The 26,648-nt window shown below is 63.9% G+C and carries 26 protein-coding genes; 9 read left to right on the top strand and 17 right to left on the bottom strand.

Annotated features, from left to right (window positions below; all coding sequences use genetic code 11):
- Positions 1-247: 247 nt before the first annotated feature.
- Together YY7_RS0111010 and YY7_RS56460 are read right to left on the bottom strand one after the other, a co-directional pair.
- Positions 248-676, bottom strand: coding sequence for a hypothetical protein (locus YY7_RS0111010; RefSeq protein WP_028163278.1), 429 nt, complete (start codon positions 674-676; stop codon positions 248-250).
- Positions 677-887: 211 nt separating this feature from the next.
- Positions 888-1,166 carry a His-rich protein BRANT gene (locus YY7_RS56460; protein ID WP_196237249.1) on the bottom strand — a complete coding sequence of 93 codons (279 nt, stop codon included), beginning with the start codon at positions 1,164-1,166 and terminating at the stop codon, positions 888-890.
- Positions 1,167-1,462: 296 nt separating this feature from the next.
- Here YY7_RS56460 and YY7_RS0111000 point away from each other — a divergent pair, with 296 nt between their 5' ends.
- Positions 1,463-1,999 carry a tetratricopeptide repeat protein gene (locus tag YY7_RS0111000; protein ID WP_028163277.1) on the top strand — a complete coding sequence of 179 codons (537 nt, stop codon included), beginning with the start codon at positions 1,463-1,465 and terminating at the stop codon, positions 1,997-1,999.
- A 624-nt stretch (positions 2,000-2,623) separates the two neighbouring features.
- On the opposite strand, the gene YY7_RS0110985 is transcribed toward YY7_RS0111000, so the two are convergent.
- Positions 2,624-4,213 (bottom strand): S10 family peptidase, encoded by a 1,590-nt coding sequence (locus YY7_RS0110985; RefSeq protein ID WP_051396657.1) that lies wholly within the window; start codon positions 4,211-4,213, stop codon positions 2,624-2,626.
- Between the two features lie 359 nt (positions 4,214-4,572).
- On the opposite strand from YY7_RS0110985, the gene YY7_RS0110980 reads away from it, so the two are divergent.
- The 5 genes from YY7_RS0110980 (at position 4,573) to YY7_RS0110960 (ending at position 9,951) form a co-directional block, all read left to right on the top strand.
- Positions 4,573-5,241, top strand: coding sequence for a hypothetical protein (locus YY7_RS0110980; protein ID WP_028163275.1), 669 nt, complete (start codon positions 4,573-4,575; stop codon positions 5,239-5,241).
- Positions 5,242-5,548: 307 nt separating this feature from the next.
- Complete coding sequence (locus YY7_RS0110975) at positions 5,549-7,705, top strand: adenylate/guanylate cyclase domain-containing protein (protein WP_028163274.1); 2,157 nt, start codon at positions 5,549-5,551, stop codon at positions 7,703-7,705.
- A gap of 239 nt (positions 7,706-7,944) precedes the next feature.
- On the top strand, positions 7,945-8,724 hold the full coding sequence (locus YY7_RS0110970) for an NAD kinase (protein WP_028163273.1): 780 nt from the start codon (positions 7,945-7,947) through the stop codon (positions 8,722-8,724).
- An 82-nt stretch (positions 8,725-8,806) separates the two neighbouring features.
- The gene (locus tag YY7_RS0110965) at positions 8,807-9,352 is read left to right on the top strand and encodes a response regulator (RefSeq protein ID WP_028163272.1); all 546 of its coding nucleotides are present in this window, start codon (positions 8,807-8,809) and stop codon (positions 9,350-9,352) included.
- A gap of 17 nt (positions 9,353-9,369) precedes the next feature.
- Positions 9,370-9,951 (top strand): Hpt domain-containing protein, encoded by a 582-nt coding sequence (locus tag YY7_RS0110960; RefSeq protein ID WP_028163271.1) that lies wholly within the window; start codon positions 9,370-9,372, stop codon positions 9,949-9,951.
- A gap of 282 nt (positions 9,952-10,233) precedes the next feature.
- On the opposite strand, the gene YY7_RS0110955 is transcribed toward YY7_RS0110960, so the two are convergent.
- The 10 genes from YY7_RS0110955 to folE all read right to left on the bottom strand — a co-directional run bounded on the left by YY7_RS0110955 (position 10,234) and on the right by folE (position 19,208).
- On the bottom strand, positions 10,234-11,409 hold the full coding sequence (locus YY7_RS0110955; RefSeq protein WP_028163270.1) for a DUF2336 domain-containing protein: 1,176 nt from the start codon (positions 11,407-11,409) through the stop codon (positions 10,234-10,236).
- 276 nt (positions 11,410-11,685) lie between these two features.
- Entirely contained in the window at positions 11,686-12,672 is a 987-nt protein-coding gene (locus YY7_RS0110950; protein ID WP_028163269.1) for a transglycosylase SLT domain-containing protein, read from the bottom strand.
- Between the two features lie 121 nt (positions 12,673-12,793).
- Complete coding sequence (locus YY7_RS0110945; RefSeq protein WP_028163268.1) at positions 12,794-13,585, bottom strand: c-type cytochrome; 792 nt, start codon at positions 13,583-13,585, stop codon at positions 12,794-12,796.
- Entirely contained in the window at positions 13,582-15,207 is a 1,626-nt protein-coding gene (locus YY7_RS0110940) for a cbb3-type cytochrome c oxidase subunit I (RefSeq protein ID WP_028163267.1), read from the bottom strand. Before YY7_RS0110940 ends, YY7_RS0110945 begins: the two co-directional genes overlap by 4 nt.
- Positions 15,197-15,775, bottom strand: coding sequence for a cytochrome c oxidase subunit II (locus tag YY7_RS0110935; protein WP_028163356.1), 579 nt, complete (start codon positions 15,773-15,775; stop codon positions 15,197-15,199). The genes YY7_RS0110940 and YY7_RS0110935 overlap by 11 nt, the downstream gene beginning before the upstream one ends.
- A 2-nt stretch (positions 15,776-15,777) precedes the next feature.
- Positions 15,778-15,951, bottom strand: a complete 174-nt coding sequence (locus tag YY7_RS61830; RefSeq protein WP_028163266.1) for a hypothetical protein — start codon at positions 15,949-15,951, stop codon at positions 15,778-15,780.
- A gap of 26 nt (positions 15,952-15,977) precedes the next feature.
- On the bottom strand, positions 15,978-17,234 hold the full coding sequence (locus tag YY7_RS0110925) for a cytochrome c (protein ID WP_028163265.1): 1,257 nt from the start codon (positions 17,232-17,234) through the stop codon (positions 15,978-15,980).
- Between the two features lie 13 nt (positions 17,235-17,247).
- Positions 17,248-18,000, bottom strand: a complete 753-nt coding sequence (locus YY7_RS0110920; protein ID WP_245287253.1) for a c-type cytochrome — start codon at positions 17,998-18,000, stop codon at positions 17,248-17,250.
- 61 nt (positions 18,001-18,061) lie between these two features.
- Positions 18,062-18,484, bottom strand: a complete 423-nt coding sequence (hisI, locus tag YY7_RS0110915) for a phosphoribosyl-AMP cyclohydrolase (RefSeq protein WP_028163263.1) — start codon at positions 18,482-18,484, stop codon at positions 18,062-18,064.
- Positions 18,485-18,512: 28 nt separating this feature from the next.
- Positions 18,513-19,208 (bottom strand): GTP cyclohydrolase I FolE, encoded by a 696-nt coding sequence (gene folE, locus YY7_RS0110910; RefSeq protein WP_028163262.1) that lies wholly within the window; start codon positions 19,206-19,208, stop codon positions 18,513-18,515.
- Positions 19,209-19,454: 246 nt separating this feature from the next.
- On the opposite strand from folE, the gene YY7_RS0110905 reads away from it, so the two are divergent.
- Positions 19,455-19,901, top strand: a complete 447-nt coding sequence (locus tag YY7_RS0110905; RefSeq protein WP_028163261.1) for an iron-sulfur cluster assembly scaffold protein — start codon at positions 19,455-19,457, stop codon at positions 19,899-19,901.
- Between the two features lie 230 nt (positions 19,902-20,131).
- Here the strand turns inward: YY7_RS0110905 and YY7_RS0110900 are convergent, their stop codons facing one another.
- Positions 20,132-21,061: a hypothetical protein gene (locus YY7_RS0110900; RefSeq protein WP_028163260.1), complete on the bottom strand. Its 930-nt coding sequence runs from the start codon at positions 21,059-21,061 to the stop codon at positions 20,132-20,134.
- Positions 21,062-21,306: 245 nt separating this feature from the next.
- Here YY7_RS0110900 and yidD point away from each other — a divergent pair, with 245 nt between their 5' ends.
- Both yidD and YY7_RS61825 read left to right on the top strand, forming a co-directional pair.
- Entirely contained in the window at positions 21,307-21,651 is a 345-nt protein-coding gene (yidD, locus tag YY7_RS0110895) for a membrane protein insertion efficiency factor YidD (protein ID WP_028163259.1), read from the top strand.
- A 117-nt stretch (positions 21,652-21,768) separates the two neighbouring features.
- On the top strand, positions 21,769-21,936 hold the full coding sequence (locus YY7_RS61825; RefSeq protein WP_165435402.1) for a hypothetical protein: 168 nt from the start codon (positions 21,769-21,771) through the stop codon (positions 21,934-21,936).
- A gap of 30 nt (positions 21,937-21,966) precedes the next feature.
- Here the strand turns inward: YY7_RS61825 and YY7_RS51340 are convergent, their stop codons facing one another.
- The 3 genes from YY7_RS51340 to YY7_RS0110875 all read right to left on the bottom strand — a co-directional run bounded on the left by YY7_RS51340 (position 21,967) and on the right by YY7_RS0110875 (position 26,440).
- Positions 21,967-23,709 (bottom strand): NAD(P)/FAD-dependent oxidoreductase, encoded by a 1,743-nt coding sequence (locus YY7_RS51340; RefSeq protein WP_051396656.1) that lies wholly within the window; start codon positions 23,707-23,709, stop codon positions 21,967-21,969.
- 137 nt (positions 23,710-23,846) lie between these two features.
- Complete coding sequence (locus tag YY7_RS0110880) at positions 23,847-25,070, bottom strand: hypothetical protein (RefSeq protein WP_028163258.1); 1,224 nt, start codon at positions 25,068-25,070, stop codon at positions 23,847-23,849.
- Positions 25,067-26,440: an APC family permease gene (locus YY7_RS0110875; protein ID WP_028163257.1), complete on the bottom strand. Its 1,374-nt coding sequence runs from the start codon at positions 26,438-26,440 to the stop codon at positions 25,067-25,069. Before YY7_RS0110875 ends, YY7_RS0110880 begins: the two co-directional genes overlap by 4 nt.
- Positions 26,441-26,648: the final 208 nt, after the last annotated feature.

The following is a 26,648-nucleotide window of genomic DNA, read 5'->3' as shown; positions in this document are numbered from 1 at the left end:
TCCACGACGCGACATCAAACCAAACAACGTGACTTCAATTAGGTTGCTTTGGGGCACCGCCAGAGCATCACGTGTTCGTCACAGTGACAGCGCCGCAACACCCGCTGGTTCCATCGCATGGAAGAATTTTCCCTCCAGTTAATCCGGAGCCGGCCACCAGAACGGATGTCGGATCTGACTAAGCAGAGGTTCACCCCTCGCCGAAAAGTGATCCCATCCCGGTAACCCTGCGGCCACCGAGCCGCCGCTACCGCGACATCTTCTCCAGCTCAGGAAATGGCGCGTAGGTCGCGCTGGCGCAAGGCTCGGTAGCATTTTCCATCATGCGGTCGAGCCGGCCATCGACGTACACGATCGCGCGCTCCCGCGTCGGCCGATAGGCGCCGTCCGAGTCGCGGGCGCTGAAGCGCAGGCAGGTGACGTAGCGCTGCCGCCCACCGACCGTCCGCTGCACCGGCTCGGCCATGGCCGCGTCCCGTACGCCGGTGGGGTCGTTGAGATAGGTGTGCATGAACGCCAGGGTCTCGGCGCGGTAATTCTTCGGATACGGCTGGTCGGCGACACCGCGGTCATCGGTGAAGCTGATCGACCGGTTGTCGTCGCTGCTGAATGCGGAGCACGCCCCGAGCGCGATCGGCAACAGCAGGATTGCCGTAAGTCTTGCTGTCTTCGCCAAGTTCCTTTCGCCCCAAAGTCGACTGCATCGGTCCCGGCAGTTTCTTAGACCGGCCAGCGGCGAAAGGGAATTCGCATCTCGGCGTCGCCTCAATGCACCATCCCACGGCCATTGGGGATGCAATGGCCGTGGGTGGGCCTGATATCCGCCGGCGCGGTGGGGCAATGTGGATCAAGGCCGCGGCGGACGGACCAGTCGTGGAAGTCAGGATTCAGCCGCGCTTGGCGGGCCGCACGATGGGCTTGACCGCGACCTTCGGCGTGACATGCGTCTTGATCACACCGATGTGCTTGTGGTGGCCATGATGGCGGACGTAGCGCTGGTGCTTATGATGATGGCGCACCATCTTGGCGTTGGCATGCAGCGCCTTCGACTTCGTCAGTTCGGACTTGATCACCGGCGCCTGGGTCGTCTTGCCATAGTTGCCGGCAAACGCGGGCGCCGCCATCACGGAAACTGCAAGCAGCGCCGCGGAAATGGTCTTGAGCATGGTTGTCTCCTCTTCCAGGGATCGCTGAGACTTCCGGTCGGATGGCCGGGCTCGCCGATCAGTGAGGACGACCTTAAGTCGGCGGCGCTGAACCCACGCTGAAACGCGCGGACGGAATTTGTTCATCTCCATGACATCCTGTTCATGTCCGCGACCGCGATAAGTCCTGACCGCGTCATGTCTGCGAGGCGTGAGTTTCAAAATGGCGTGCCGAAGCGGGAATGTTTCCGAGCACTGGGTGTTCAAGGAAACGGGCCGCGGTATAGGATCGCCGGGCTGACCATCAGGAGAGAGGCATGCAGAAATTCGCGATCAGGCTGTTGACGCTCGCCATGTTGTCGCTGACGCTTGCGGCAGCGCCCGTCGTTACCGCGGTCTATGCCGCGCCGGATAACGATCCGCCCCCGCCGCCGCCCAAGGGCAAGAAGAAGTCGGAGATTCGTCCGAACGTCGAACAGGCCGCCTTCGAGAATGGCTATCACGCCGCCTATGCCACGATCTACGACCGCCACGATTATGCGAACGCGATCGAGCAATTGAAGGCGCTGCACCGCGACGACACCGCCGCGGTCGCCAACCTGATCGGTTATTCCTATCGCAAGCTCGGCGACTACAAGCTGTCGCAGGTCTGGTACGAGCGCGCGCTGAAGGCCGATCCGAACCACGTCAAGACCTGGCAGTATTACGGTCTGTGGCAGGTCGAACAGGGCAACCGCGACCAGGCACAGTATCATCTCAACCGCATCGCCCAGCTCGCCGGCACGAGCAGCGAGGAATACCGCTCGCTCGCCGCCGCGCTGGAGAAGCCGCCCGGCACCGGGCTGGTGTATTGAGGCGATAGTTGCCGTGTCACGGGCAACGGCGCACGCGCCGTGCCCTTCAGTTTCTGTCGCGCTTCACACCGGTGTCGTCCCTGCCGGGGCATCGCGCAGCGATGAGCCCGGAATCCATCGAGCCGCGGGTGCAGGTGGAGAACTGGATTCCGGGCTCGCGCTACGCGCGTCCCGGAATGACGACGGTGGGGCTTGCGGCGAAACAGCTTCGCCAAAAATAAACGCCACCGAGCGCAATGAGTATTGCTTGGTGGCGTTGGTCGTCACTGGGCCCTGAAATCCCCAGCACTGAATTGGTCAGTGCCGCACGTCCTCAGGTTCAATCACGACTCTCAAAAACGTGAATTTTGCATCAGCAAAATGATGCGCGTCATACGACAGAAGCGCTGCCCGATCACGCGAGACGGCAACTTCAAGTAAGCTGCAAAATATTGTCACGTCCCTTGCGCGATGAATGCGACGACCCTCATCCCGAGGAGCCGCGCAAGCGGCGTCTCGAGGCATGGCGCGGGTGAGATCGAGGCCTCATGGTTCGAGACGCGCGAAGACGCGCTCGTCACCATGAGGGTCTCCTGGAGAGCACGCTGTTTGAGTACGCAGGCGAAGAACGTCAATCGCTCTCGCCTACTTCATCACCGCTTCGACCTCGCCTCTGAACGCCTGGCGTGAGGTGTCGCGGGAATAGAACATGTGGCCGCCGGGATAGACGACGAGTTTGACACGGTCCGGGCTCGCAAAGGCCGGCAGTTGGTCGAGCGCCATCGCCGAGCCGAAGTAAGGAGTCGCGAGATCGAACAGGCCGTGGCCGACCAGGAGCTTCAGCTTCGGATCGAGCGCGAGAATCTGCCGGACCTGTGAGACCGACTCGGCCGGGTTTGTCCCGCGGCCGAAATCCCAGGAGCCGGCGACGCTGCCGTTGAGAAGATGATAGGATCCGTCCGGCTGCCAGTTCAGCCTGCCCCTGGTGAGGTCGACAACCGCGCTCGTCAGCGGCGCAATCAGCGGATCGCCGGACGGATCGCCGAAGCGGGATACGCTCGAATCCGGATTGGGATCGAAGCCTTCGACTGACGCGTCGTAGCGGCCGGTCACTTTGCCGTTGCGGCGATCGAATTCCCTGCGGAATTCGGAGATATCGAAACGCCCCGCGAGGCGACGGCTTACCGCCGGATCGATATCGGTCAGGGCCGCCACCCTGTTGGCGAGCCGTGTCGTGGCCTCGCTGTCGGCCTGCCCCTTGACAAGGTCGACCAGGAAATCGCCGCGCGCGTATTGTTCGACATCGGCGACGTCGCTGCGCGTCACCGGGCCCTTCCTCTGCCGCGCGACCGCCGCCATGCTCGGAAGGCTCGCGACATATTGCAGCAGGCTCGTGCCCTGGAATTCACGGAAATCGAGCAGCGGCGAGAGCAGGATCAATCCCTTCACGCCGACGCCCTGCTCGGTCTGCAGGTTATGCACGATCTTCGGTCCGCGGATGCCGCCATAGCTTTCGCCCACGACATATTTCGGCGACAGCAGCCGCTCGTGCTTCTCGAGCCAGCGGCGGATCACCAGCGCGATCGCGTTGACATCGCCGTCGACGGAGAAGAAGCGCTTGCGCACGTCGTCCCCGGTCGCGACAAAACGGCTATAGCCGGTGCCGACGGGATCGATGAAGACGAGGTCGGTGAAGTCGAGCCAGGTTTCCGCATTCGGCACCAGTTCGGGCGACGCCGACGACACCGCTCCCTCGCCGCCCAGCGCAATCCGCCACGGTCCGGCGCTGCCGAGCTGCAGCCAGGCCGACGATGCGCCCGGCCCGCCGTTGAACAGGAAGGTGACCGGGCGATTCGTCCGATCGGTGCCGTCGAGCTGATAGGAGGTATAGGCAATATCGGCCTGCGGCTCGCCCTTCTGGTCGAACAGGCGGATCGAGCCCGCGGTGGCCGTGAACTCCAAGCTACGTCTGGGCAGCGCCAGCGTCTGCTTGGTCGTGGAGTCAGGCGGCAAGCGGTGCTGCTCGGACGCCGACGGTGGATTGGCTGCCGCACTGCGGTCTGCACCGCCCTTACGACCCGCCGGTGCCTGAGTCGTCGGCGAATCTGACTGTGATGGCGGTTTGGGGGTGTCGCCCGCGTCCTGCGCCCACGCGCCGCTCACGACTGAAAATGCGAGCAGCGCGACCATCATGCGCGTGCGCGCGTTGCGCTGTGTTCCGACCCAGCTTGCCATGTCCCAGTTCCTTCGTAGCCCGGGTGCAGCGAAGCGAAACCCGGGACATCTGCGTCAACATTGAGAGCGCTCCCGGGTTACGCTGGCGCTCCACCCGGGCTACGACGCGAATTGCGGCGTCCATCGGGGATGCAGCTACACAACGGGACGAATTGTGTGGAAATCACAATCGCGCCAGCCGGTTTGCACCGCGATGAATGCGACAGGCCTGCGACAATACGCGCCGATCAGGTTGTCCGCGGCGACAATTGAGTGATATCCGTCACATCCACAAGGTTGCCAACCCAACCATTCGATCCACAGAACCAAAACGGCGCCACCGCGACTAACGAAATTGTATCTTCGAGGGGGTTCCCGAAATGAAACGAGCGATTGCCATTTGTGTCGGCCTGCTTGCGCTGGCTTCGCCGGCGGCGGCCGAGTCACCGGTGGCCGTCGTCGAGGACGTGCAAGGCAAGGTCACCGGCGCCGAGTTCATGGATTATGTAGCCCCCAAGACCGTAATCAAGATCGGGGACGGTGGTTCGATCGTGCTGAGCTATATGACCTCTTGCCGGCGCGAAGCGATCTCCGGGATTGGCACGGTGATCGTCGGCACCGAGGAGAGCGTCGTGCATCTCGCTGACCTCAAGGCCGAAAAGACCGATTGCGATTCCAACCAGACGCACGCCACGACGCAGGCGACCAGCGCGGTCGCCGCCACCGTGTTGCGCAGCGTCGATGCGAACAAGACCTCGTTGCCGCAACCGCAGCTCACCCTCTACGGCGCTTCGCCATTCGTGGAGGCAAGAGGACGCGGCACGCTGATCGTGAAGCGCCTGGACATCCCCGGTGAGCGTCAGCAGGTTGATCTCGGCGGCACCCAGCTCAAGGGCAGGTTCTTCGATTTCGCCCGCGAGAACGGTGCATTGGTCCCGGGCGGCCTCTACGCCGCCACCTTCAAGTCGTCGCAGATCGTCTTCCGCGTCGACCCGCAAGCCAAGCCCGGCCCCACGCCGATCGTCGGCCGCCTGCTGCGGATGAATTAGCTCGTGATGAAACTGCCTTGGGGCCACTGCTGGCGCTTCTCCCTCTCCCCGTTCTTACGGGGCCGAGACGAGCGAAGCTCGCTCTGTGAGGGTTGGGGTGAGGGGCTCTCTCCACGGACACGGTGACAGACGTGTTCGCCGAGATTCCCCCTCACCCGAAATTCAAGCGGAGCCTGTCATCGGGCGGCGCTTCGCGCCGACCCGTTGGCTTGAATTTCGACCTCTCCCCGCACGCGGACCGAGGTGAAGTCGAACACGCCTCACTGTTCGAGAGAAAATCTTCCCGCGCCAGCCAGGATCAGCGACCTTGAGCATCGGGCGCACCGCGCACGAGGTGATCACGATCGCCGCGATCGCGCTCGTCTGCGCCGCCATTTCTATCTCGCCCGCACTCGAGCCGATCCGCGGCCTCTCGCTCGACATCCTGACCGCGCTGCGCTGGAGGATATTCCAGAGCGCACCCGACCCCACCGCTTCCCCCACAGTTGTCGTCGCGATCGACGAGGAAAGCTATCGCGCGGCGCCGTTCAAGGGATCGCCCACGCTGACCTGGACCGGCGAGATCGGCCGCGTGCTCGGCGCGATCATCGATGGCGGTGCCAAGGTCGTCGGCTTCGACCTGGTGATCCCGACCTCGATCGAGCTGTCGCAAATTCCGTTCGGCGACGGCGTGCTGGGCGAAAAGGTGCGCGGCTTCGATCGCGACTTCCTGCGCGCCCTCGCCTCCGCCTCCACATCCGGCAAGGTCGTGCTCGGCGAGATCCTGCGCGGGGATCAGCCGATCCTCCCCTCCCCCGGACAGCGCGTTGCCGTCCGCCAGCAGCGGAACATCCGTCCGCTCAATGTCCACACCGACAGTGACGACACGGTGCGGCGGGTGCCGTTGACCTTTGTCGTCGGCGACGCAAGGGTTTCCGGCATGGCGCTCGAACTGGCATCGCGGGCGCTTGGTGCGACGGCCGACAGCGACGCCAGTGGCAACGTGACGCTCGCCGGTTACCGGATTCCGAGCCCGGTGCCGAACACGATGACGCTGAACTTTGCCGGCGGCGCGGACGACATCCCGACCTTTTCCTTCGCCGACCTGCGCGCCTGCGCGGCCAAGGGCGGGAGGGATTTTTTCCGGCGTTGGTTCGACGGCAAGATCGTCCTGATCGGCACCGTGCTCGACATCGAGGACCGCCAGGCGACATCCAAACGATTTGCCACCGCAGGCGACGGGAGGCGCCCTCTCCCGCGCTGCGCGCCCGACGCCAGTCCGCCGGCCGTTCCGGGCGTGGCGCGCAGCACCATCGCGGGCGTGTATATCCACGCCACCGCCGTCAACAACCTGATCACCCGCAACGCGGCGCGCGAGCCCGGCCTCCTGCCGACGTTCCTGATCGCCTTCTTGTTTGCCGCGCTGGCCGCAACGGCGGCGCGCCTATTCAGGCCATTCACCGCCGTCCTCTGCTGCGCAGCGGCGAGCGCGCTCGGGCTCGTCGGCGCCACGTTCGCCTTCACCCACGCACTGGCGCTTCCGCTGGTCGAGCCTTTCGCGGCAGGCACGGCTGCGCTCGCGGCGATGGTCGGCCTTCGCTTCGCCGTCACCGATCGCGACCGCCGGCTGTTGCAGAAGAGCTTTGCGCTCTATCTCGCCCCACACGTCATCAACGGCATGCTGTCGTCGAAGAAATTGCCCGAGCTCGGCGGCGAGGCGCGCGAGGTCACCGTGTTCTTCTCCGACCTCGCGGGCTTCTCCGCGATCGCGGAAAACATGCCGCCGGACCGGCTGATGTCGCTGATGAACGAATATCTTTCTGATATGACCGATGTCATCGAGGCCAATGGTGGCTATGTCGACAAATATATCGGCGATTCCATCGTCGCGGTGTTCGGCGCGCCCGCCGACGATCCTGACCATGCTGCGAACGCGGCGCTCGACTGCTGCACACGACTTGCAGAGCTCAACGCCACCTCGCCGGCCTTCCGCGACCATCCGCTCGCGCAGCGCATCGGCATCAATTCCGGCGAGGCGCTGGTCGGCAATTTCGGATCGCGGCGGCGCTTCAATTATTCCGTGATGAGCGATGCGGTGAACCTCGCCTCGCGCCTCGAAGGCGCCAACAAGTTCTACGGCACCACCATCATCGCCTCGGATGCGACAGTGGCGCTCGCAGGCAGCGGCTTTGCCTGGCGCGAGCTCGACGAAGTCCGCGTCAAAGGACGGAATCAGGCGCTGAAGATCTACGAGCTGGTGGCGCGGGCGGATGCGCTGTCGGAAGCGCAGCAGGCGCTGATCAAGACTTATCGCGATGGACTCGCGCATTGGCGCGCCGGCGAATTCCACCTCGCCACGGAGGCTTTCGGCCGCTCGGCCGCGACCGACAAGCCGGCCGCATTGTTTCGCGAGCGCGCCGAGCAGATGGCCCCGCAGCCGCCGGGCGGGGACTGGGAGCCGATCCGCACGCTGCGGGAGAAGTGAGGCACATAGCCCGGGTGGAGCGAAGCGGACCCCTGGTAAACGCGGATGCAGAAGTCCCGGGTTGCGCTGCGCTCCACCCGGGCTACGAGGCCCGATCATTGCGGAATTGTGTCGGGCGGCCCTGCCGAGCCATTTTGTGACCCCGAAATGCCGGTCTTCTGATCTCGACAAGCGCGGCCAAGCTGTATAGACGGGCGCGGCGCGGAACGGCGCGCAACCAGAGCCGAGCTTGTCGTGCCATGACCAGTCCCGAGCGATACGAGAAGATCGCCTTCGTTGCCAGCAGCGGCACCGAGGCGCAGGCGGCGCTGGCGCAACTGACCGCGCTCTACGGCAATTGCGACGCGGCGGACGCCGACGTCGTGGTCGCACTCGGCGGCGACGGCTTGATGCTGCAGACGCTGCACGCCAACATGCGTTCGGGGAAACCGATCTACGGCATGCATCGGGGCACCGTCGGCTTCCTGATGAACGAGTACGCGACCCACAATCTGCGCGAACGGCTGGCGGCCTCGCGGGAATCTTTGATCAGCCCCCTGCTGATGCGCGCCACCGACATTCACGGCGCCGTGCATCTGCATCACGCCATCAACGAGGTCGCGCTGTTCCGCCAGACCTATCAGGCCGCGCGCCTGCGCATCCTGATCGACGAGCACGAGCGGATGCCTGAACTGATCGCCGACGGCATCCTGGTCGCCACCCCTGCCGGCTCGACCGCCTATAACCTCTCGGTGCAGGGCCCGATCATCCCGATCAACGCCGCCCTGCTCGCGCTGACCCCGATCAGCGCCTTCCGCCCGCGGCGCTGGCGCGGCGCGCTGTTGCCGAATTCGGCGTTCGTCGTGATCGAGGTGCTCGAAGGCACAAAGCGCCCGGTGGCGGCGGTCGCCGACCATGACGAAGTGCGCGACGTCAGCCGCGTCGAGGTCTTGACCGACAAGACCATCTCGATACGCATGCTGTTCGATCCCGGCCACAGCCTGGAAGAGCGCATCCTGCGCGAGCAGTTCGGGTACTGATCCTCCCCCTCCTCGCAACCTTTCCTTAACCGCCACAGCGATATGGTTAACGTCGGGTAATGCCGTTTGGGCCGGGCGGGACATGTATCGCATCGATTTCAACAAGCTGCGGTTTCTGATCTGCGATGACAATCCGCACATGCGCCGCATCCTGCGGACGCTGTTGCATTCGTTCGGCGCGCGCGAAGTCTACGAGGCGGAAGACGGCGCCACCGCGCTGGAAATGTACACCCACTACGTCCCGGACATCGTCATCACCGACTGGTCGATGCCGATTTTCGACGGGCTCGAACTCGCACAGATGATCCGGCAGCCGGAATCCAACGCCAATCCCTACGCGCCGATCATCATGCTGACCGCGCATTCGGAGAAGCGCCGCGTCACGGTGGCGCGCGATGCCGGCGTCACCGAATTCCTGGCCAAGCCGATCTCGGCCAAGGGACTTTACCAGCGCATCCTCAATGTCGTTGCCAACCCCCGCCCCTTCATCAAGACCAAGACCTATTTCGGCCCGGACCGCCGCCGCAACACCAGCAACACCTATATCGGGCCCGAGCGCCGCATCGGCGGCGAGATGGAAGTGATGCAACAGCCGTCGCTGCTCGATAAGGCACGTTCCGCGATCTAGGCGGCGAGGAGATCATCATGGCGAAAGAGAAACCGGGCGCGGTCGAGATCAAGACCTTCGCCACGCATCATGTGATCACGCAACCCAATCCGCTGCGCGGAGTCTTGCGCCGCATCCCCCCCGACATCGATCATGACGACCCCGTTGCGCGCGCCGAGCAGGCGCTTGCGGACCTCTCCGGCGAATTCAAGCAGTGGATGACAATCGAGGCCGACCGGCTGTCGGCCGCGCACGCCACTGTGCTGCGCCACGGCTTCTCGCATGAAACGCGCGAAGAGCTGTTCCGCGCCGCTCATGACATCAAGGGCGACGCCGCGACCTTCGGCTTTCCCTCCGCCGGCGCCGCGGCCGAAAGCCTGTGCCGCATCATCGAGCACGCCCCCGATCTCGACCAGGTGCCGGCGGAGCTGATCACCCACCACATCAACGCGATCCAGGCGATCGTGCGCGAGCGCACCAAGCTCGACACCGCCGTGATGGCAAGCGCGCTCAGCAGGCAGCTCCGCGGCATCGCCGATGAATTCCTGGTCAAGGTCAACCACGACCGCCCCGAACATCTCGAAGCCATCCTCGCGCCGAGCATCGCACCGGCGGAATGATGACGGCTTTGTAGGGTGGCAAAGCCAACGGGTCGCGCGAACGCGCGCCCGATGACAGGCTCCGCGTGCCCACCATTGGAAGCGGAGTGTTGATGGTGGGCACGTCGCTGCCCTCCTTTGCCCACCCCACGCGGCTGTCGCTGTCCCCCGTCATTCCGGGATGCGCCGCCAGGCGCAGGCCCGGAATCCATTGGGCCGCATGCGCAGGCGGCGAAATGGATTCCGGGTTCGATGCTGTCGCATCGCCCGGAATGACGACGTGTGTTGCGGCGGCGGTTTTTCCTACGCCGCGATCAAATCGTGCTCGAGCGATGCGAGCGCTTCTTCCGCGACCAGCTCTTCGCAGAAGACGCGTGCTTCCTCGCGCGCGGATTCGGTGGCGAAGCGGCGGAGCAGGATCAACAGCGGTTCGGCGGCCTGCCGATCGGTCTCGCAATGGGTCAGCACGCGCTCGACCATGCGGCGGCGCAGCCTGACCGCGCCGTCGATGCTGTCGACATAGCCGGCTTCGTGGCTTGCCTCGAGCGCGGCACGGAAGGCGGCGAAGGTGGATCCCGGCAGGCCGGCGCGGATCAATAGCGCGTCGAGACTCGCGGCGCCGCGGTCATGCAACAGCGCGGCGATGCGCGCTTGCGGCAGATCGGAGAGTTCGGCGAGGGCTGCGCGGAACAGCTCGATATTGCCCGAGAGCAGCGCACGCAGGATCAGACCGGCGGTCAGTTGGCAGGTCGCGCGCAGATGCGCGACGAGGCCGCGCATCTCCTCGCCGCGCGAGCGCGCGGCGATGTGAACGGTCGAGCGCTCGCGCGCTTCGCTGGCGATACGATCAGCCCGATCGGCGGGGAGCCAGTTGCGGGCGACCACGAATTGCGCCAGGGTCTCCGACAGCTTTGCCACCAGCGCCATGCGGGTCGCGGCCGGCAGGCCTTCCAGCACCAGCATCGCCTCGCGGATCGCGGCAAGATGGCCGTGCCGTTCGACGATGCGGTCCCATGAGAACGGCGCGAGTTCCGCATTCGCGTTCTCGATCAATTCGAGCGCTGCGGCGGCACAGCCGACTTCGGCAATCGCCGCACCGACGGATGCAGGCAGATTGATCCGCCGCGCGATCGCGCATTGCATCTCGTTGTTGCCGGTCGCGACAATGTCGACGAGATCGGCATCGATCAGGAGTGGCGAATGTTCCAGCACCGGCAACGCGATTGCGGGCTGGTCGACCGCGAGCGCCTGCACGATGGCCGCCGGCGCCTCGGCGCTGCGCGCGAACACCTCGGCCATCGCCTGCCGCACCAGCGGCGAGGGATCGTCGAGCAGCATCAGCAGCGCGCCCTCGGCGGCGATGCGGTCGTCCTCGGAAAGGTCTGAAATCAACCACGCCCGCGCCAATGCCCGGGTGGCCTCGGCCCGCTCCCCTGCCGGAGCGGTCCTGATCCAATTGATGAACTGCCGAACGATCATGGTGCTTCCGGCTTACGCAACGAGACGACACGGTGATGCAGTGCCAACGTAACCAAAGATAAACCATGACGCTTAACAAAGCGTTCACCATAACTCTTTGGGTTTATTGACGTTTCGTTAATGGAGAGAGGACGCCTCCACGCGCAGCGCCCTCATCCTGAGGAGCCGCGCAGCGGCGTCTCGAAGGATGGGCCACGGGTGAGAGATCGGGGCCTCATGGTTCGAGACGCGCGTGCCGCGCTCCTCACCATGAGGGGCAACCACCTGTGCGGAGCGTCAGCCCGAGAACGTGCCGTTGCGGTCGCTGAAGAGGTCGAGACGGCCGGGAGGCCGCACTTCGGGGGTCTGGCCGGAGAACGAGGTGGTCGCGACCTGTGACGAGCGACCCCATAGCTCCTGCACAGTCGGCGAGATCGGCTCGGCGCGGTCGCCGGCCTGGAACAGCGAGCGGAACATCGGATCGCCCGGAGCGGACGCCGTCTGCGAGCCGGCCACAGGCGACACCGCGCGGGAATCCGGGAAGCTTGAGAGGTAGGCGGCGTTGTCGATCGCCGGCGCGGGCGCAGCGCTCGCGATCTCGCCGCCGGCCGCGGCAAAAGCAGTGCGGGTCGCGCTGGAATTGGCAGCGCCGGCATAGCGCGCGTTCAGCACCGAATAGACTTCCGATACGCTGCGGGCGCGTCCCGAACCGTCGTAGAAGATCGAACTGTTGGCGGCGGCCGCCTTCGGGAACATCTGCGCGGCACTGGCGTTCGGATTGCCCTCGGCACTCGAGATCAGTTTCGCTGCGCCGCCGACGCCCATGAAATGCGCCATGTAGAGCTCGGCATCGGTCGGGCGACGGCCGATGCTGCCGGTGAGCTTGAAGCTGTTGGACTGCGTCAGCACGCCGGCCATTGCCGACGCCGCATCCGGGTCGTCGCGCAATCGCATGATCGCGGCCCGCGCCTGCGGATCGCTGACCGAATAGCTGCCGTCAGAATTCTTCGTGATGGCGTCGGCATATTTGCCGTAGCCGAGCTTATCCCCCGCCTCCTTCACCGTGCCGAGCCAGGTCTGGTCGATGAACTGAAACAGCCCGCGCGCGGTTGAGGTCGACGCGGAAGCCCGCGGGTTGAAGTTGGATTCCATCTTGGCGGTCGTGAGCAGGTATTGAAAGCTGGTGCCGGTGGTGGACGCCGCCTGCTTGATCGAACCCGCGATCTTCGCGCGCGTCGGGTCGACACCTGCCGCCGTCCCGGCGTTGAATATATCGACCGCCATCGATTGATGCCCCGCTCCTCGCGAAACGCTCGCGTGGGCTTCATGAACGCCGGTAATCGGCGCAGCTCCCTTCAATACCCTGCGGCAGTTATGGTTAATGGGAAGTTAAGGAGGCGCAGCCTTACGGCTGCGCCTCGTAATACCGCGCGACCTGATCGATCTCTTCCGCGGTCATCTGGCGGGCGATATTGCGCATCTGCTCGCTGATGTCGTTGCGGCGGGTGCCCGACGCGAAGGCCTGCAACTGCGACTTGATATAGACGGCGGACTGGCCGCCGAGCCAGGGGCTGCCGGCCTTGATGTCGATTTCGCCGTGGCAGGAGCCGCAGGGCGGGATGTTGCGCATCGGCGCGCCCGTCACCACGATCGCAGGCGGCGGCAGGTTCAGATTGACCTGACTGGAAGGCACACGCGGCAGATAGGCGTAATAGAGCGCGACATCGCGCATGTCCTGGTCGGTCATATTGGCCGCGAACGGGCTCATGACGACGTTGACCCGCGCCCCGGTCTTGAAGTCGTTCAACTCCTTGTACGTCACCGCGGCGTACTGCCCGGCGAGGTTCGGCGAGTTAGCGTCGCTGACGCCCTGCGGCCCATGGCAGATCGCGCAGCGCTGCGCGAGCGTCGCGCCACGGCCGATCGACACCTGATCCTGCCGTGTCAGCATTTCCGGAGTGACCACGACATTCGACGTCTTGAACGCAGGCGGGACCGCCGCGGCGGGCCTCGGCAGGTTCGGCACGCCGGCTGCGCTGCAGATCGCATCCCAGATGCCGGCAAGCTTCAGATTGGGCTGCAGCAGCGGCAGCCAGATCAATCCCACGACCGCGGACAGCACCGCGATGGCGGCGGTGACGCCGACGCTGATGCTGAACCAGGGATTGCGCGGCGAATAGAGCTCCTCCTCGCTCATCTGCTGGCTCCGACATAAACGGCAGGCACGCTGGTATTCTTCACGGCCATCAGTTGGCCGATCGGATAGCCGTAGTTGACGACCGTCAGCCCGATCATGAGCGCCAGCCACAATCCAAAACTGTTGAGTGCAACCGGAATGCGCACAGGCATGTGCAAGGGGATGGCAAAGCGATAGGCGCCCGCCTCGCCCCTCGGCGCGAACTGGCCGCGGATCAGCACGATCAGGAACAGGATACCTGACGTCAGCAGGATCAATCCTCCGAACGCCGACATCGTCACCGAGAGGGCCTGCGGCGCGATCGCGGGATTGGCGTAGTCATAGAACGCCATGCGACGCGGCATGCCGAGGATGCCGACATAGTGCCACGGGAACGTTGTGACGATCATGCCGATGAACCACAGCCAGAGCTGGGTGCGCATCATCCCGTAACTATCCAGCGTGCGGCCGGTCAAATGCGGCCACAGGTCATAGGCGATCGCGAAATACATGATGACGATGGCGCCGCCGAAGATCAAATGGAAGTGGCCGGTGATCCATTGCGTGTTGTGGATGCTGGTGTTGAGCTGATAGCTCATGTTGATGAGCCCGCCGGCGCCGCCGAAGCCAAGCATCACGAGCGACAGCGCGGTCGCGAGCATGATCGGATTCTTCCACGGCAGCGCGCCGATCCAGCCGAACGCGCCCCTGCCCCCGCGCAGCCGGCTCGCGATCTCCGCAGACGCGCAGATCGTGAATACCGTGAGCAGCGTCGGCAGCGCGACGAGACCGGTGAACACCGATTGCATGAACTTGAAGCCGGCGCCGACCTGCGGATCGGCAAACAAATGATGCACGCCGATCGGCATCGCGACCACGACGAACATGATGAAGGCAACCCGCCCCATCGCGTCGCTGTAGAGCCGACCCCCGATCGCCCGCGGGAAGATGGTGTAATATGCGATGTAGGTCGGGATCAGCCAGAAATAGACGATGGCGTGCAATGTCCAGGAGAAGAATACGCGCGCCAGTCCGGCGTCGATGGTGGTGGTGAGCCCAAGCGCGGTCGGAATGATCTGGAAAATCAGCTCGACCGCAGCGCCGACCGCGGTCCAGGCCCAGAGATAGGAGCCGGCGACATTGGCGAACATCGCGAGCGGCACCGGCTTGTCGCGGTTGTCGCGCTTCCAGACCGCGAGATTGATCGACATCAGCGCGACCCAGACCCATGAGCCGACCACGACCAGGACAACGCCGATGTAATAAAAGGGATTGCCGATCATCGGCGGATAGAAGGTGTAGAGCACGGAGGCGAGTCCGAGCGAGACCGGGATCATCGCCATCACGCTGCCGATCGCGACCAGCGCGATGCCGGCCCAGGCCCAGCGCCGCCCGATCAGCGGCCGCTCCAGCGCCGCTTCGCTGATGGCGTAGCCAAAGCCCATCGCGATCAGGGTCGGGAACACATAGCCCATCACCGTGCCGTGCGCGGTGACCGAGCGATAATAGAATTCCGGATTGAAGTGCCAGGCGTTCAGCGGGCTGCGCACGAACATCTGCCAGGCGCCGAGCACCAGCGCCGCGCCGAAGACGATGAAGGCGAGCCAGAAATGCGCCAGGATCAGCCGCTTGTTAATCAACACAGGTGAGCCTCCGTTTGCTCGCCGCCATGTTGCGGAACGTAGCCTGGTCGACCACCTTGACCTTGCCCCACATGCCCTGATGGCCGATGCCGCAGAATTCCTGGCACGGCATCATGTGTTCGCCCGGCGTCTTGAAGCTGATCGGCAGATCCGAAACATAGCCCGGCACCAGCATGACGTTGATGTTGGTGCCCTCGATCAGGAAGCCGTGCACGACGTCGGCGCTGGTGGCGCGAACGGTGATCGGCGTTTCCGCCGGTACCACGAGGCATTGCGGGGTGAATGAATATTGCTGCCCGATCGCGCGCACCGTGACGGAGCCGTCGGCCTCCAGCGCGCTGCCAAGGTTGCTTTCGACGAATTCGCCGGAAAGATGCAAGGTCGTGGGATCGGCGGTCTCGACGCGACCCTGCGGCATCGTCGTATGGTAGATGCCGAAGAAGGCGGCCAAGCCGACGAGCACGCCGATGATCACGATCGACAACGTTGCCCAGCGCCGCTCGATGCGCGCGGCAACCGCCTCGCCGAGGCCATGCGCGCCGTGACTATGATCGGTCTCACTGGTCACGATCAGGCGCTCCGCGGCAGGAAGACGAAGAGATAGAAGGCGAACCATAAAGCGACGACGATCGCGGTCGCGATGCCCGCCACCGCAATCGCACCGCCGGGACCTGCGCGCACGATCGCGTCGACCGCCTCGTCATCGGAATGCTGCGCCCGCCCTTGCGAGGATGAATCCGTCATGGCCCACCCCTTCTCCAGATCATGCTCTACTTCAGCGTAGCCGTGCGCAATTCATTGGCCTGCCGCGCCGATACCGGCGCACCGCGATTGCCCCAGGATGTCCTGATGTAAGTGACGACGGCGGCGACCTCATCGTCGGAGAGGCGCTGCGCGAAGGGCGGCATGCCATAGGGCATCGGGTTGCCCGCGGTGCCCGGCGGATAGCCGCCATTGAGCACCATGCGGATGGCATTCACCGCCGAGGCCATCTGGATCGACTGGTTGGCGGCGAGCGGCGGATAATGCGGCGGCATGCCGAGCCCGGTCGCGCCGTGGCAGCTTGCGCAATCGCGGTCATAGATCTGCTTGCCGAGCGAGAGCAGAAGGCTGCTCTCGGCAGTTGGCAGCGCCGGCGGCGGCTTGTCCGGCGAGGTGCCCTGCGCGAGGCCCTTCAGGTAGACCGCCATCGCGCGGATGTCCTCGTCGTTGAGATATTGCAGGCTGTTGTAGACGACTTCCGCCATCGGCCCGTAGACCGCGCCGCGCGCAGAGACGCCGGTGCGCAGATAGTCGACGATTTCCTGGATGCTCCACTCGCCCAGCCCCGCTTCCTTGTTCGAGGTGAGCGACGGCGCGTACCAGTACTGCATCGGAATGAGGCCGCCCTCGAACGCCTGCGATTCCGAGCTGCCGCCGAGCGCGTTGATCGCGGTGTGGCACATGCCGCAATGGCCGAGACCTTCGACCAGATAGGCGCCCCTGTTCCATTCCGCCGACTTGGTCGGATCGGGCTTGAACTCGCCTTCGTTGAAGAACAGCGTGCGCCAGCCGATGATCAGAGAGCGATTGTTGAAGGGAAAGGTCAATTCGTGCGGTTTGTTGACCTGCTTCACCGGCGGGACCGAACGCAAATAGGCGTAGATCGCATCGGAGTCCTCGCGCGTCACCTTGGTATAGGAGCCGAACGGCATCGCGGGATAGACGAGACCGCCGTCCGGGAAGCGGCCATCATGCATCATCCGGTAGAACTGGTCCGAGGTCCAGGTGCCGATGCCGGTCTGCGGATCGGGCGTGATGTTGGAGGTGTAGAGCGTGCCGAACGGCGTCTTCATCGGCAGCCCGCCGGCAAAGGTCTTGCCTTCGCGCGCGGTATGGCAGGCGATGCAGTCGCCGGCGCGGGCGAGATACTCACCCTTCTTGAGCAGCTCGGCATTGGCGGGCGGGTTCTGCTGTGCAGTTGCCGGTGTCATGCCGGCGAAGCACAGCGCCAGAAGGAGAATCAGCTTGGTAGAGAGGCGTTGCATCGGCGAGCTCCCTTCAACGCGGCTCGCTGCCGCATGCAAGCGGCATCGGCAGACTGCCTTGCGGCGCGAACGACGGGTCTGCCGGCGCCGGACGCGATGAGAGATAGGCGGCGACCGCCTTCACATCGTCTTCGGTAAGAAGGCTTGCGACGATCTGCATGCAATCGGGGGCGGCCGCGGTGCGCGTGCCGTAGCGCCAGCCGCCGAGCTGGGCGCTGATATAGCTTGCACGCAGACCGAGCAGACCGGGAATCGCGGGCTCCATGCCGCCGAAGCTCGGGCCGTGGCAGCTCGCGCAGGGCGGAATGCCGCGCTGGGTATCGCCATGCTTCACGATCGACTCGCCGCGCGCGAGAATCGCATCGCTGACGGTCGGAATCGCAGGCTCCGGGAACGGGGGCCGCAACGAGGCGAAATAGTCGGCCATCTTCTTCAGGTAGTCGTCGGGCAAAAATTCCAGGAGATAGTTCATCGGCGGATATTTGCGCCGGCCATCCCTGAACGCGACGAGCTGATTATAAAGATAGCCTGCGGGCTTACCGGCAAGGCGCGGGAAATAGACGTCGCTCGTCCCCTCGCCTTGCGCGCCGTGACAGGAGGCGCAGGCGAGCACGCGCGCGGCCATCGTGTCGGGTGCGCGCTCCGGTGTTTGCGCCACCGCCGGAAGAAATGGCAGCGTGAAAAAAACAAAACACAATCGGATCAGAGAAACGTAACGCGCCACCGCCGCGACCCCCATCTCGACGAAGAGTGGGAACTTTCGCACATCACGCGCGCGCTGGCAACGCAGCCCGCGCGCTGCAGCGCGCCAATGAGAAGTATTGAGTCTATTTGCGATAGACTTTGTATGGATCGACCAAGCGTTCGGCGTCAACGAATGACAATTGTATGTCGCCGGTTTCGCCTTTGATGGCGCGATAGAAGCAGGAACGGCGACCAGTGTGGCATGCAGCGCCAGTCTGCTCGACGCGAATCCATACAGCGTCCTGGTCACAATCCATACGCATCTCGATCACGCGCTGGGTGTGGCCGGAGCTTTCGCCCTTGCGCCACAGCGCATTGCGCGAGCGGCTGAAATACCAGGCTTCGCCGGTCGCAATGGTCTTGCGCAGCGCTTCGTCGTTCATGTGCGCGACCATCAGCACGTCGCCATTGGCGGCGTCGGTCGCGACACAGGTCACGAGACCTGACGCGTCGAATTTGGGCTGGAATGCCAGCCCTTCCTCGCGCTCGTGATCATGTGCTGACACGGGATAAGCCTCGCAATGTTGTGCGAGGCTACCGGGTCGGTCCTCGCACCAGGGACAGGAAACGCTGCTGCTCCGCCGGATTGTCGCGGAACATGCCGGTGAAGCGGCTGGTGAAGGTCGACGCGCCATGTTTGGCGACCCCGCGCACCGACATGCAGGTATGCTCCGCCTCGATCAGGACGGCAACGCCGCGGGGCTTGAGGACCTCGTCGATCGCAGCCGCGATCTGGGCGGTGAGATGCTCCTGCGTCTGCAGCCGGCGGGCAAAGATGTCGGTGAGCCGGGCGAGCTTGGACAGGCCCACCACCCGCTCGACCGGCGTATAGGCAATATGTGCCTTGCCGTAGAACGGCATCATGTGGTGCTCGCACTGCGAGGTGAACTCGATGTCGCGGACCAGCACGAAATCGTCATAGCCGGCGGTCTCGCCAAAGGTGCGGTCGAGCACCTCGGCCGGGCACTGGTGATAGCCCTGGTAAAGCTCGTCAAAAGCCTCGACGACGCGGCGTGGGGTGTCGAGCAGCCCCTCGCGATCCGGATCCTCGCCGATATAGCTCAGCAGCGTCAGAACCGCCTGCTCGGCTTCAGCACGTGACGGGCGCGGCTGGTCGGCACGGACGGCGGCGGCAAGGAATTCGGACGGATCGAGCTCGGCCGGCCGGGTTTCGACCTTTTTGGGCTCGTTGCTCTTGGCAGGGCGGATCGATTTGATTGCAGCGTCCATTCGACGTCTCTCCGTTCGACCGGTCCCTTCTCGGACCGGGTGTGTCACCGGGCAGACGGCGCGGCCTGGTGCCGCCGGACGCCTGGAGTCCCTTCATCCTAACACCGGCAGCATAGCATTGGCTTCTGAACTGGCCCGCGCCGGTGGCATGGCCGGACTGTATTTCGGCCGATACGGTTCATATATAGGACCATAGAACCCAGCCGCCAAGGGTGCCTTACCCCTCTGCCCACGAGCTCTATTCGCATGCTGAATGACATCTACAACAAGCGGATCATCGAACTGGCCGGGAATATTCCGCGTCTCGGACGCCTTCCCGACCCCGATGCCAGCGCCACCGCGCATTCGAAACTCTGCGGCTCGACCGTGAAGGTCGACCTCAAGATGGACGGCCCCGTCGTCACCGACTTCGCCCATGACGTCAAAGCCTGCGCACTGGGGCAGGCCTCCTCCTCGATCATGGCAAAGCATATCGTGGGCTCGACCGCCGATGAACTGCGCGAATTGCGCGAGACCGTGCGCAAGATGCTCAAGGAAAACGGCAAGCCCCCGGAAGACGGCAAATGGGCCGAGATCGCCCTGCTCGAGCCGGTGCGCGACTACAAGGCCCGCCACGCCTCCACCATGCTGACATTTGATGCCGTGGTTGATGCCATCGGCCAGATCGAGGCGAAGGCCAAGCAGCCGGCGTAAGGGCGGAACGTCGAGGGACTACTTCCCTTCTCCCCTTGTGGGAGAAGGTGGCGCGCATGAAATGCGCGACGGATGAGGGGTTGTCTCCGCGGGCAAGGGTGTTCGTGGAGAGAGCCCCCTCACCCCAATGAGTTAGTTGCCGGCACGGGAGTAGCCCTCTCCCACAAGGGGAGAGGGCGCATCAAGCAGCATCGCGAGGCGTGGCGTATCCCTGTCCGGACGCCTTGGCGTCACTTCACCGGCGGGGCCGGGGGTGGCGTGGCGGAGCCGGTGGGAACCAGGGCTTCCGCGGTCTTGGTTGATATCGACTTCGCGGGCTGCGCCGTCGTCTCGCCCTCAGCCGCGCTGGTGGCGAAACGGTCCTGGTTCGGCTTGGTTTTCGCATCCGCGACCGGCACCGTGGCCGCATTATCCTGCGGCGGCAGCACGTCGGCGACCTCTTCGGTGGTGACGAGATTGGTCAGCCGCAACTCGTCGCGCGACAGCTCGTGCAATTCTTCCCAGGGCGGAACGCTCAGCGCCAGCGACAACAGGTCGCCTGCGCCGCCCATGTCGAAAGTGTACTTCGCGAGCCGGCCGATATCGCGCTCCACGATCATCATGTCCTGCGCGGTGTAGTTGGCGGCACGCGCGTCATCGGCGCGGTCGCCCATCCAGATCTGATGAACGCGGACATGCGCGCTTTCCGGCACGTAACGGGTCGTACCTGATAACAGCAGGAACACGCACATCGACTCGCAATAGGCTTCCGGCCTGACGCCGGCGCGCTGGCCCTTTGAGGTCTGCTTGATGACCGTCGTGCCGACGGTGGTCAATGCGCCCAGGCCACGGAAGCGGCGGCCGAGCGTGATGGCGTCGTTGACCGAGCCGCCGCTGGAATCGAGCACGATGGTGGCGCCGCCGAGCTGGCGGCCGCGGGCGAACTCATCGAAGTCGCGCGGGCTGTCGGCGGTGATGATGCCGACGGCGGATACCCAACCTCTGCAGTTGGGCTCGCAAGCCACCCAACTGAATCGCATCGGCGTCTTGCGTTCTTCCAGACTGGCGCCGGCACGGGCCGAATTGCCCAGCGTCGTGACCGAGCCAGGCAGTGTGATGCAAAAGGCGGCGGCGCCGAGAAGTGCCAGACCGCGAAGACGAAGCGACGTCACAAGCCTCAATTTGGTTCCTTCCCCCTAGCCCCATGGGTGAGCAGTGGCAGCGGCCCCATCGCAACGTGACATGATGGTGTCATCGAAGCGTTATCAAAACGGTAACCGTACTGACCTGTGCCGTCCATAGGACCTTTGCTGCAGCGCCGCCCGTGCGGTGCAATAGTTGCGAACTGTGGCGTAAATATCTGCAAAAATTGAGTTCCTTGCTTGGGAACCCCCGCAAGACCACGTAAGTTTGCGGCATGATGCCCATGGAACATCGAACATCACATCAATTTCGATGCACAGACTGTGCCAGCGCAGCTCAGCGGCTGCCGCGAAATCTCGGTCGCGCGCTGATCTGGATCTACCGTCATACGCTGTCACCGCTGGTCGGCTACAATTGCCGGCACCTGCCGACCTGCTCAGTCTATGGCGATGAGGCGATCGAGCGCTTCGGCTTGTGGGCAGGTGGTTGGATGACGCTGGCGCGCCTATTGCGCTGCCATCCCTTCGGCACATCGGGCATCGACAACGTGCCGGAGCGGGCGCCACCCGGCGCGCGATGGTATCTGCCCTGGCGCTACGGCCGCTGGCGCGGCGTCAACGCGCCGTAGACTAGAGAGATCGCCTTCTCCGCCGGTGCTTTCAAGTTATGCATGCATCGCTGGCGTGCGGGAACTGTGGCGGCAGTGCGGCATTGACCTCTTGCGTCCGCAGGAAGGACAGCAACAATGCGCTGGAAAATCAGCCGCCACGGTCATGACCCCCGCCAGATAGATTTACTGGCGATCATCGCACTACTCATTTTGATCGTTTCCGCTTACCTCTATTTCACCCACAAGCCGAACATGGCTAACAACAGCGCCTTCATCGTGCCGAGCCAGAGCGTGCACTGGTGATGCAATGCGACGTGGGTGAATTAGAGCGGCTCACGCAGCCTCGAGCGCCTTGGCAGCTTCGCCTTCGTACACGGGTGTTGCTATTCCGGCCTGCCGGGCTTTGATCTGCAGGGCGAGGATGCGCGAGTAAAATCGCCCCATCCCAACTCCGGCACTGTGAAACCACAACCCTTTCTGTTGCGTGGGCTTCCACATGTTCCGCAGCTCACCCTGCCACGGGCCGGGATCGCGGCGCGTGCCTGAGCCAAAACCCCAGAGCGGGCCAACCCTTTTTGCCGTCTCCGGCGTCAGGATGGATTCGAACGCGCTGCGTTCGTAGCCGGTTGCGTAGAAGATGATATCCGCGGGAAGTTCGCTCCCGTCGCTCAGAACCACGCTTTCCTCGCGAAGCGCCGTGATGCCGACACCACTTCTCAGCTTTATGCTGCCGTTCGCGACCAGCTCTGATGCGCCGACATCGATGTAGTAGCCACCGGGATCGCGCAGGACCTGAGGAAACACGCCGCTCTCGTCCTCACCGAAAGTTAGTCGAAAGCCGACGCTCTCCAATCGCCGGTAGAAGGCCGCGTCCTTCTCCTTCACGTGCTTCACCAGCTTCTGGTGCACGGCCACCACGGTGCGCAAGGGTGTCGCGGCGAGCAACAAGTCCGCCAGATCGGTCGTCATGCCCTGCGCCTTCGGCTCGCTGCCGTAGAGCCTGGCAAATCCTTCGATCAATCTCTCCAACTTCATCACGATGGTCGGACTGCGCTGAATCATCGTGACATCAGCGCCACCAGCGAAGAGATCCGCAGCAATATCGTGCGCCGTGGTGCCTGATCCCACCACAACGCATCGGCAGTTCCTGTGATGAGGATTGCTACGATACAAGCTTGCATGTTGTTGCGGTCCCTTGAACCGCTCCTTCCCGGGTATGTCAGGGATCTTCGGAGTCCCGAATAGTCCGGTAGCGAGCACAAGCTGCTCCGGGTTGAGCTCGATCGCGCGGTCGCGGCGTTTGACCTGCAGGCGCCATTTCCCGCGCACATCATCGTATGCGGCCCCTACGCACTCTGCCCCGGCCATCACGTCGAGTTGCATCACCGACTGGTACGCCTCCAGCCAGTCGGCGAAGCGTTCCTTCGAGGGATGCAGCGGCCAGTCGTCGGGGTAGGAGAATCCCGGCATCTGATCAAAGTATGAGGGAGTGTGCAGCAACAACGAATCGTGGCGGTTTCGCCAGGTATCGGACGGTCGTTCGCGGCGATCGATGATCAGCGTCGGGACACCCAGCTTTCGGAGCTGCACGCCCAATCCAAGCCCGCAATGTCCGGCTCCAACGATGACACAGTAGGGTTGCTTCGCCATAGCGGCCATATCGCCGCCGCCGTGGCTGACATGGTCGAGGCTCGGCGATGCTTCGAGGCCATTGAGCTCCGCCATCGACGTGAGCAATGTCCAGACCTTGCCCTCTCTCAAGCGGATGACTGCTCGGCAGCGCGCGACCTTCGTCTCGAACTCGACGATTCCTTCGACGATGCCATCTTCGAGACGCGCGGGTCTCGCTTGCCGCCATGCCGTGGGGGCCGTACGCGCAAGGCACGCATCCAACATCTGTCGGATTTCGCCATGACCTTCGACCGTGCGCACGTTCCAGGTGAATGCCAGCAGGTCGCGCCAGAATGCGTCCGGATGGAACAGGATCAGCAGCGCATCAACGTCTTTAGCCGCTACAGCGACATTGAAGAAGCCCAGCCACTTGTTGAATCGGTCGTCGACGTCGGTAGCGATCATATCGATCCCTCGGAACTTGGGTGACAGATCACGAACCTGACGATGCGCTGCTACGGATGGATTACAGGACGCGCGGTCGATCCCGCTAGTGAGTTACGATCGCAATATTCACTGGATGTTGAAATGCGACCGGAGCTCTAGCGCCCAAACCAGAAGAAACCGCCGGGCTGCGAACTGAAGAATGGCGCCGGCTGCCGGGGCGCCCTGGCACGCGACGGCGCCGGTTTGGGAGCTGGCGCATCCTGAGCCACCGCATCGGCGGTGCCGAAGCCATCACCCGGCAATTGCACGGCAAGCAGCAGGTTGGTTTCGTGCGTGCGCCAGCGATAGCCGATGCCGAAATCGATCGGCTGCGCGCGGTGGAACAGCTCGGCGTAGGATTCCTGGTAGCGGCCCGGGAATTCGGCGATCGGGCCGGCATAGCGGCCGAACGGGAAGAAGCGCCAGCGGCTGTGGTTGAAGTACACGAGCGGAATCCCGGAATCGTCCTGGATGATGGTGGCACTGTTCTTGAGGATGAAATCGCGCACAACAGTGAAATTGCCGGCGTGCATGAGATAGGAGGCGCTCTTGATCAGGCTGTTGCCGGGCGCAAGCGTCTCGCAGAATTTCAAAAAGCCGCTCGCCTTGACGCCTGAATTGGAGAGATCGGTCGAGAAGTAATAGAGCGTGCGCTCGACGCCATCATTGCCGGCGAAGGTGATGCGCGCGCCGCGCGCCGCGCCCTTCCCTACCCCTTCCGTGCCGACGATGCCGTTCTCGTCGAGCGCAACCGGCGCGACGCTCCGGATGGTCTTGCCCGAGCGCGCCAGGAACACATAGAGGATCGGCAAGGTGCCGCTGATCTCGCCTGCATGCAGGTCGACCTTCATCTTCTTGGTAATGAAGAAGGAGAAGCTCAGGACCGAAGATAGCGAGCGCTCGACACTGTAGAGCGCGGCACCGACGTCGCCACGCGACAGTCTTGTCAGGTCCGGCACCGAGCCGGCCGGCTCAAGCGCGCTGAGCACATAGGTCGTCGCGCCGGAATAGAAGGCGTCGGCGTAGATGAAGTCGGGCCCGGAGAACATGTAGAACATGGTCTGCCGCGGCGCGGCGAGATTGGTCTCCGCCCAGGCGCGGATCTTCGACAGCTGGCGCTGCTCGAGCTGCGCAAAGGCCTGGTCGAAGAATCGGGCATGCAGTTGCCAGGCAGGATCCCTGGTCAGCGGGACCAGCGGAGAGTCCGCTGACGGCATCATCCCGGCAAGGAAGCGCGCGGTATCGTCTGCGGTCGCCGTGTCGGCGGCACGCGCCGGCAGCGCCGCGAGCAGAATCGCGAAAGCGAGCGCGACAGCTTTCAATGGCAAGAACTTCCTCATTTGCGACCCGATGCTCCGGCGGCCGCCGGGCGCGCCGCCCCTTTGCGGAAAACGGCGTAGATCAAAAGGCCGGAAAGCATGATCAAAGTGCCAAGCGCCGACTGCAGCGGACGGTCGGTCAACAGATAGTACATCATGAGACCGGTCACGAGCAGGAAAACCACAGGGGTGACCGGGTATCCCCAGGCGCGGTAAGGCCTCGGCAGGTCGGGGCGCGTGATGCGCAGCTTGATCACGCCTGCTACCGTGAAGAACGAGCAGAACAGCAGCGCGAACTGGATGAAGTCCAGCACCGCCTCGAAGCTGCGCGTGAACAGCATCAGCGTCGCCACCGCAAGCTGGAACAGAATCGCATAGGCCGGCGCGCCGCTGGCCGAGTGGCGGGCGAAGATCCGCAGCGCCGAGATGTCCTCGCCCATCGTCATCATCACGCGCGGACCGATCCACATCATCGCGCTGATCGAGGAGATCAGCCCGACACAGATCATCGCGCCGACAATGCGGCCGCCGAGCTCGCCGAAGATATAGCTGCCGGAAATGCGGGCGACGTCGATCTGGCCGGCAAGCTGGTCGATTGGCGCGGTGTGGAGGAACACCGCGTTCAGGGCGACATAGAGCACGAGCACGATCAACGTTCCCGAGAGCATCGCGCGCGGCAAATTGCGCTCCGGCAGGTGCATCTCGCCGATGATGTAGGTCGCCGCGTTCCAGCCGGAGAACGAATACATCACGAACACCAGGCTGATCGCGAACGGTGCGCTGACGATATGGGAAAGATCGACTGAGGTCGGCGCGAACGAGATCGGCTGCGGCGTCGCGATCAAATATCCGGCGACGAGAAACCCGACGATCAGCACCACCTTCAGGATGGTCGCGACCAGCTGGAAGGTCGAGGAATGCTTGACGCCGGTGAGTTGGACGATCGACACCAGCCACACCACGCCGAGCGCCAGCACGAGCGGCGGCGCGTCCGGCAAGACCGACTTGCCGTATTCGCCGAACGCCATAGCGGCGAGCGCGACCGGCGCAGCGAAGCCCACGGTCGCCGACACCCAGCCGGCGACGAATCCGAACGCCGGATGATAGGCGCGGCTCAGGAAATTGTACTCGCCGCTCGAGCGCGGAAACATCGCACCGAGTTCGCCGTAGGAAAATACGCCGCACAGCGCGACGATGCCACCGACGGTCCACAGCAGGAGGATCGAGAAGCCCGACGGGATGTCCTTGACCTGAAAGCCGAGGCTGGTGAAAACGCCGACGCCCACCATGTCGGCAACCACGATGGCCGTGGCCACGAGGACCGAAACGGTCGAACCGCTGCCGGGGAGCGAACCGGACCATGTCGCGCTGCCCGTGTGTGATGCCGCCATATCGGACCGTACCTTCAGCGCTACGCGCTTCGACGATTCTCATCGTGCAGGCGGAAAACGGCCAATTCAAGCAACGTTAACAAGCACCTAACTCCGGCCAAGATTTGGGTATCATAATACCCAATTGTTGCCTTCAAAGGGCCGACCTTTGTGTAAACACGAGAGACGACCCACAATCGCGACACGATTGGATGGTCTTCTTGCACCT

This window comes from Bradyrhizobium elkanii WSM2783 (assembly GCF_000472865.1).
Taxonomy (GTDB): Bacteria; Pseudomonadota; Alphaproteobacteria; order Rhizobiales; family Xanthobacteraceae; genus Bradyrhizobium; species Bradyrhizobium elkanii_A.
Note: the sequence above shows the minus strand (reverse complement) of the source record. Positions and strands in the feature narration are given on the sequence as shown.

Bases quoted from the DNA above. Each gene is read 5' to 3' on its own strand.
- YY7_RS61825 (WP_165435402.1), top strand. From the start codon at position 21,769: ATGCGCTGGAAAATCAGCCGCCACGGTCATGACCCCCGCCAGATAGAT.
- yidD (WP_028163259.1), top strand. From the start codon at position 21,307: ATGGAACATCGAACATCACATCAATTTCGATGCACAGACTGTGCCAGC.
- YY7_RS0110875 (WP_028163257.1), bottom strand. From the start codon at position 26,440: ATGGCGGCATCACACACGGGCAGCGCGACATGGTCCGGTTCGCTCCCC.
- folE (WP_028163262.1), bottom strand. From the start codon at position 19,208: ATGGACGCTGCAATCAAATCGATCCGCCCTGCCAAGAGCAACGAGCCC.
- YY7_RS0110925 (WP_028163265.1), bottom strand. From the start codon at position 17,234: ATGCAACGCCTCTCTACCAAGCTGATTCTCCTTCTGGCGCTGTGCTTC.
- YY7_RS0111000 (WP_028163277.1), top strand. From the start codon at position 1,463: ATGCAGAAATTCGCGATCAGGCTGTTGACGCTCGCCATGTTGTCGCTG.
- YY7_RS51340 (WP_051396656.1), bottom strand. From the start codon at position 23,709: ATGATCGCTACCGACGTCGACGACCGATTCAACAAGTGGCTGGGCTTC.
- YY7_RS0110965 (WP_028163272.1), top strand. From the start codon at position 8,807: ATGTATCGCATCGATTTCAACAAGCTGCGGTTTCTGATCTGCGATGAC.
- YY7_RS61830 (WP_028163266.1), bottom strand. From the start codon at position 15,951: ATGACGGATTCATCCTCGCAAGGGCGGGCGCAGCATTCCGATGACGAG.
- YY7_RS0110950 (WP_028163269.1), bottom strand. From the start codon at position 12,672: ATGGCGGTCGATATATTCAACGCCGGGACGGCGGCAGGTGTCGACCCG.
- YY7_RS0110955 (WP_028163270.1), bottom strand. From the start codon at position 11,409: ATGATCGTTCGGCAGTTCATCAATTGGATCAGGACCGCTCCGGCAGGG.
- YY7_RS0110985 (WP_051396657.1), bottom strand. From the start codon at position 4,213: ATGGCAAGCTGGGTCGGAACACAGCGCAACGCGCGCACGCGCATGATG.
- YY7_RS0110905 (WP_028163261.1), top strand. From the start codon at position 19,455: ATGCTGAATGACATCTACAACAAGCGGATCATCGAACTGGCCGGGAAT.
- YY7_RS0110980 (WP_028163275.1), top strand. From the start codon at position 4,573: ATGAAACGAGCGATTGCCATTTGTGTCGGCCTGCTTGCGCTGGCTTCG.
- YY7_RS0110960 (WP_028163271.1), top strand. From the start codon at position 9,370: ATGGCGAAAGAGAAACCGGGCGCGGTCGAGATCAAGACCTTCGCCACG.
- YY7_RS0110970 (WP_028163273.1), top strand. From the start codon at position 7,945: ATGACCAGTCCCGAGCGATACGAGAAGATCGCCTTCGTTGCCAGCAGC.
- YY7_RS0110880 (WP_028163258.1), bottom strand. From the start codon at position 25,070: ATGAGGAAGTTCTTGCCATTGAAAGCTGTCGCGCTCGCTTTCGCGATT.
- YY7_RS0110945 (WP_028163268.1), bottom strand. From the start codon at position 13,585: ATGAGCGAGGAGGAGCTCTATTCGCCGCGCAATCCCTGGTTCAGCATC.
- YY7_RS56460 (WP_196237249.1), bottom strand. From the start codon at position 1,166: ATGCTCAAGACCATTTCCGCGGCGCTGCTTGCAGTTTCCGTGATGGCG.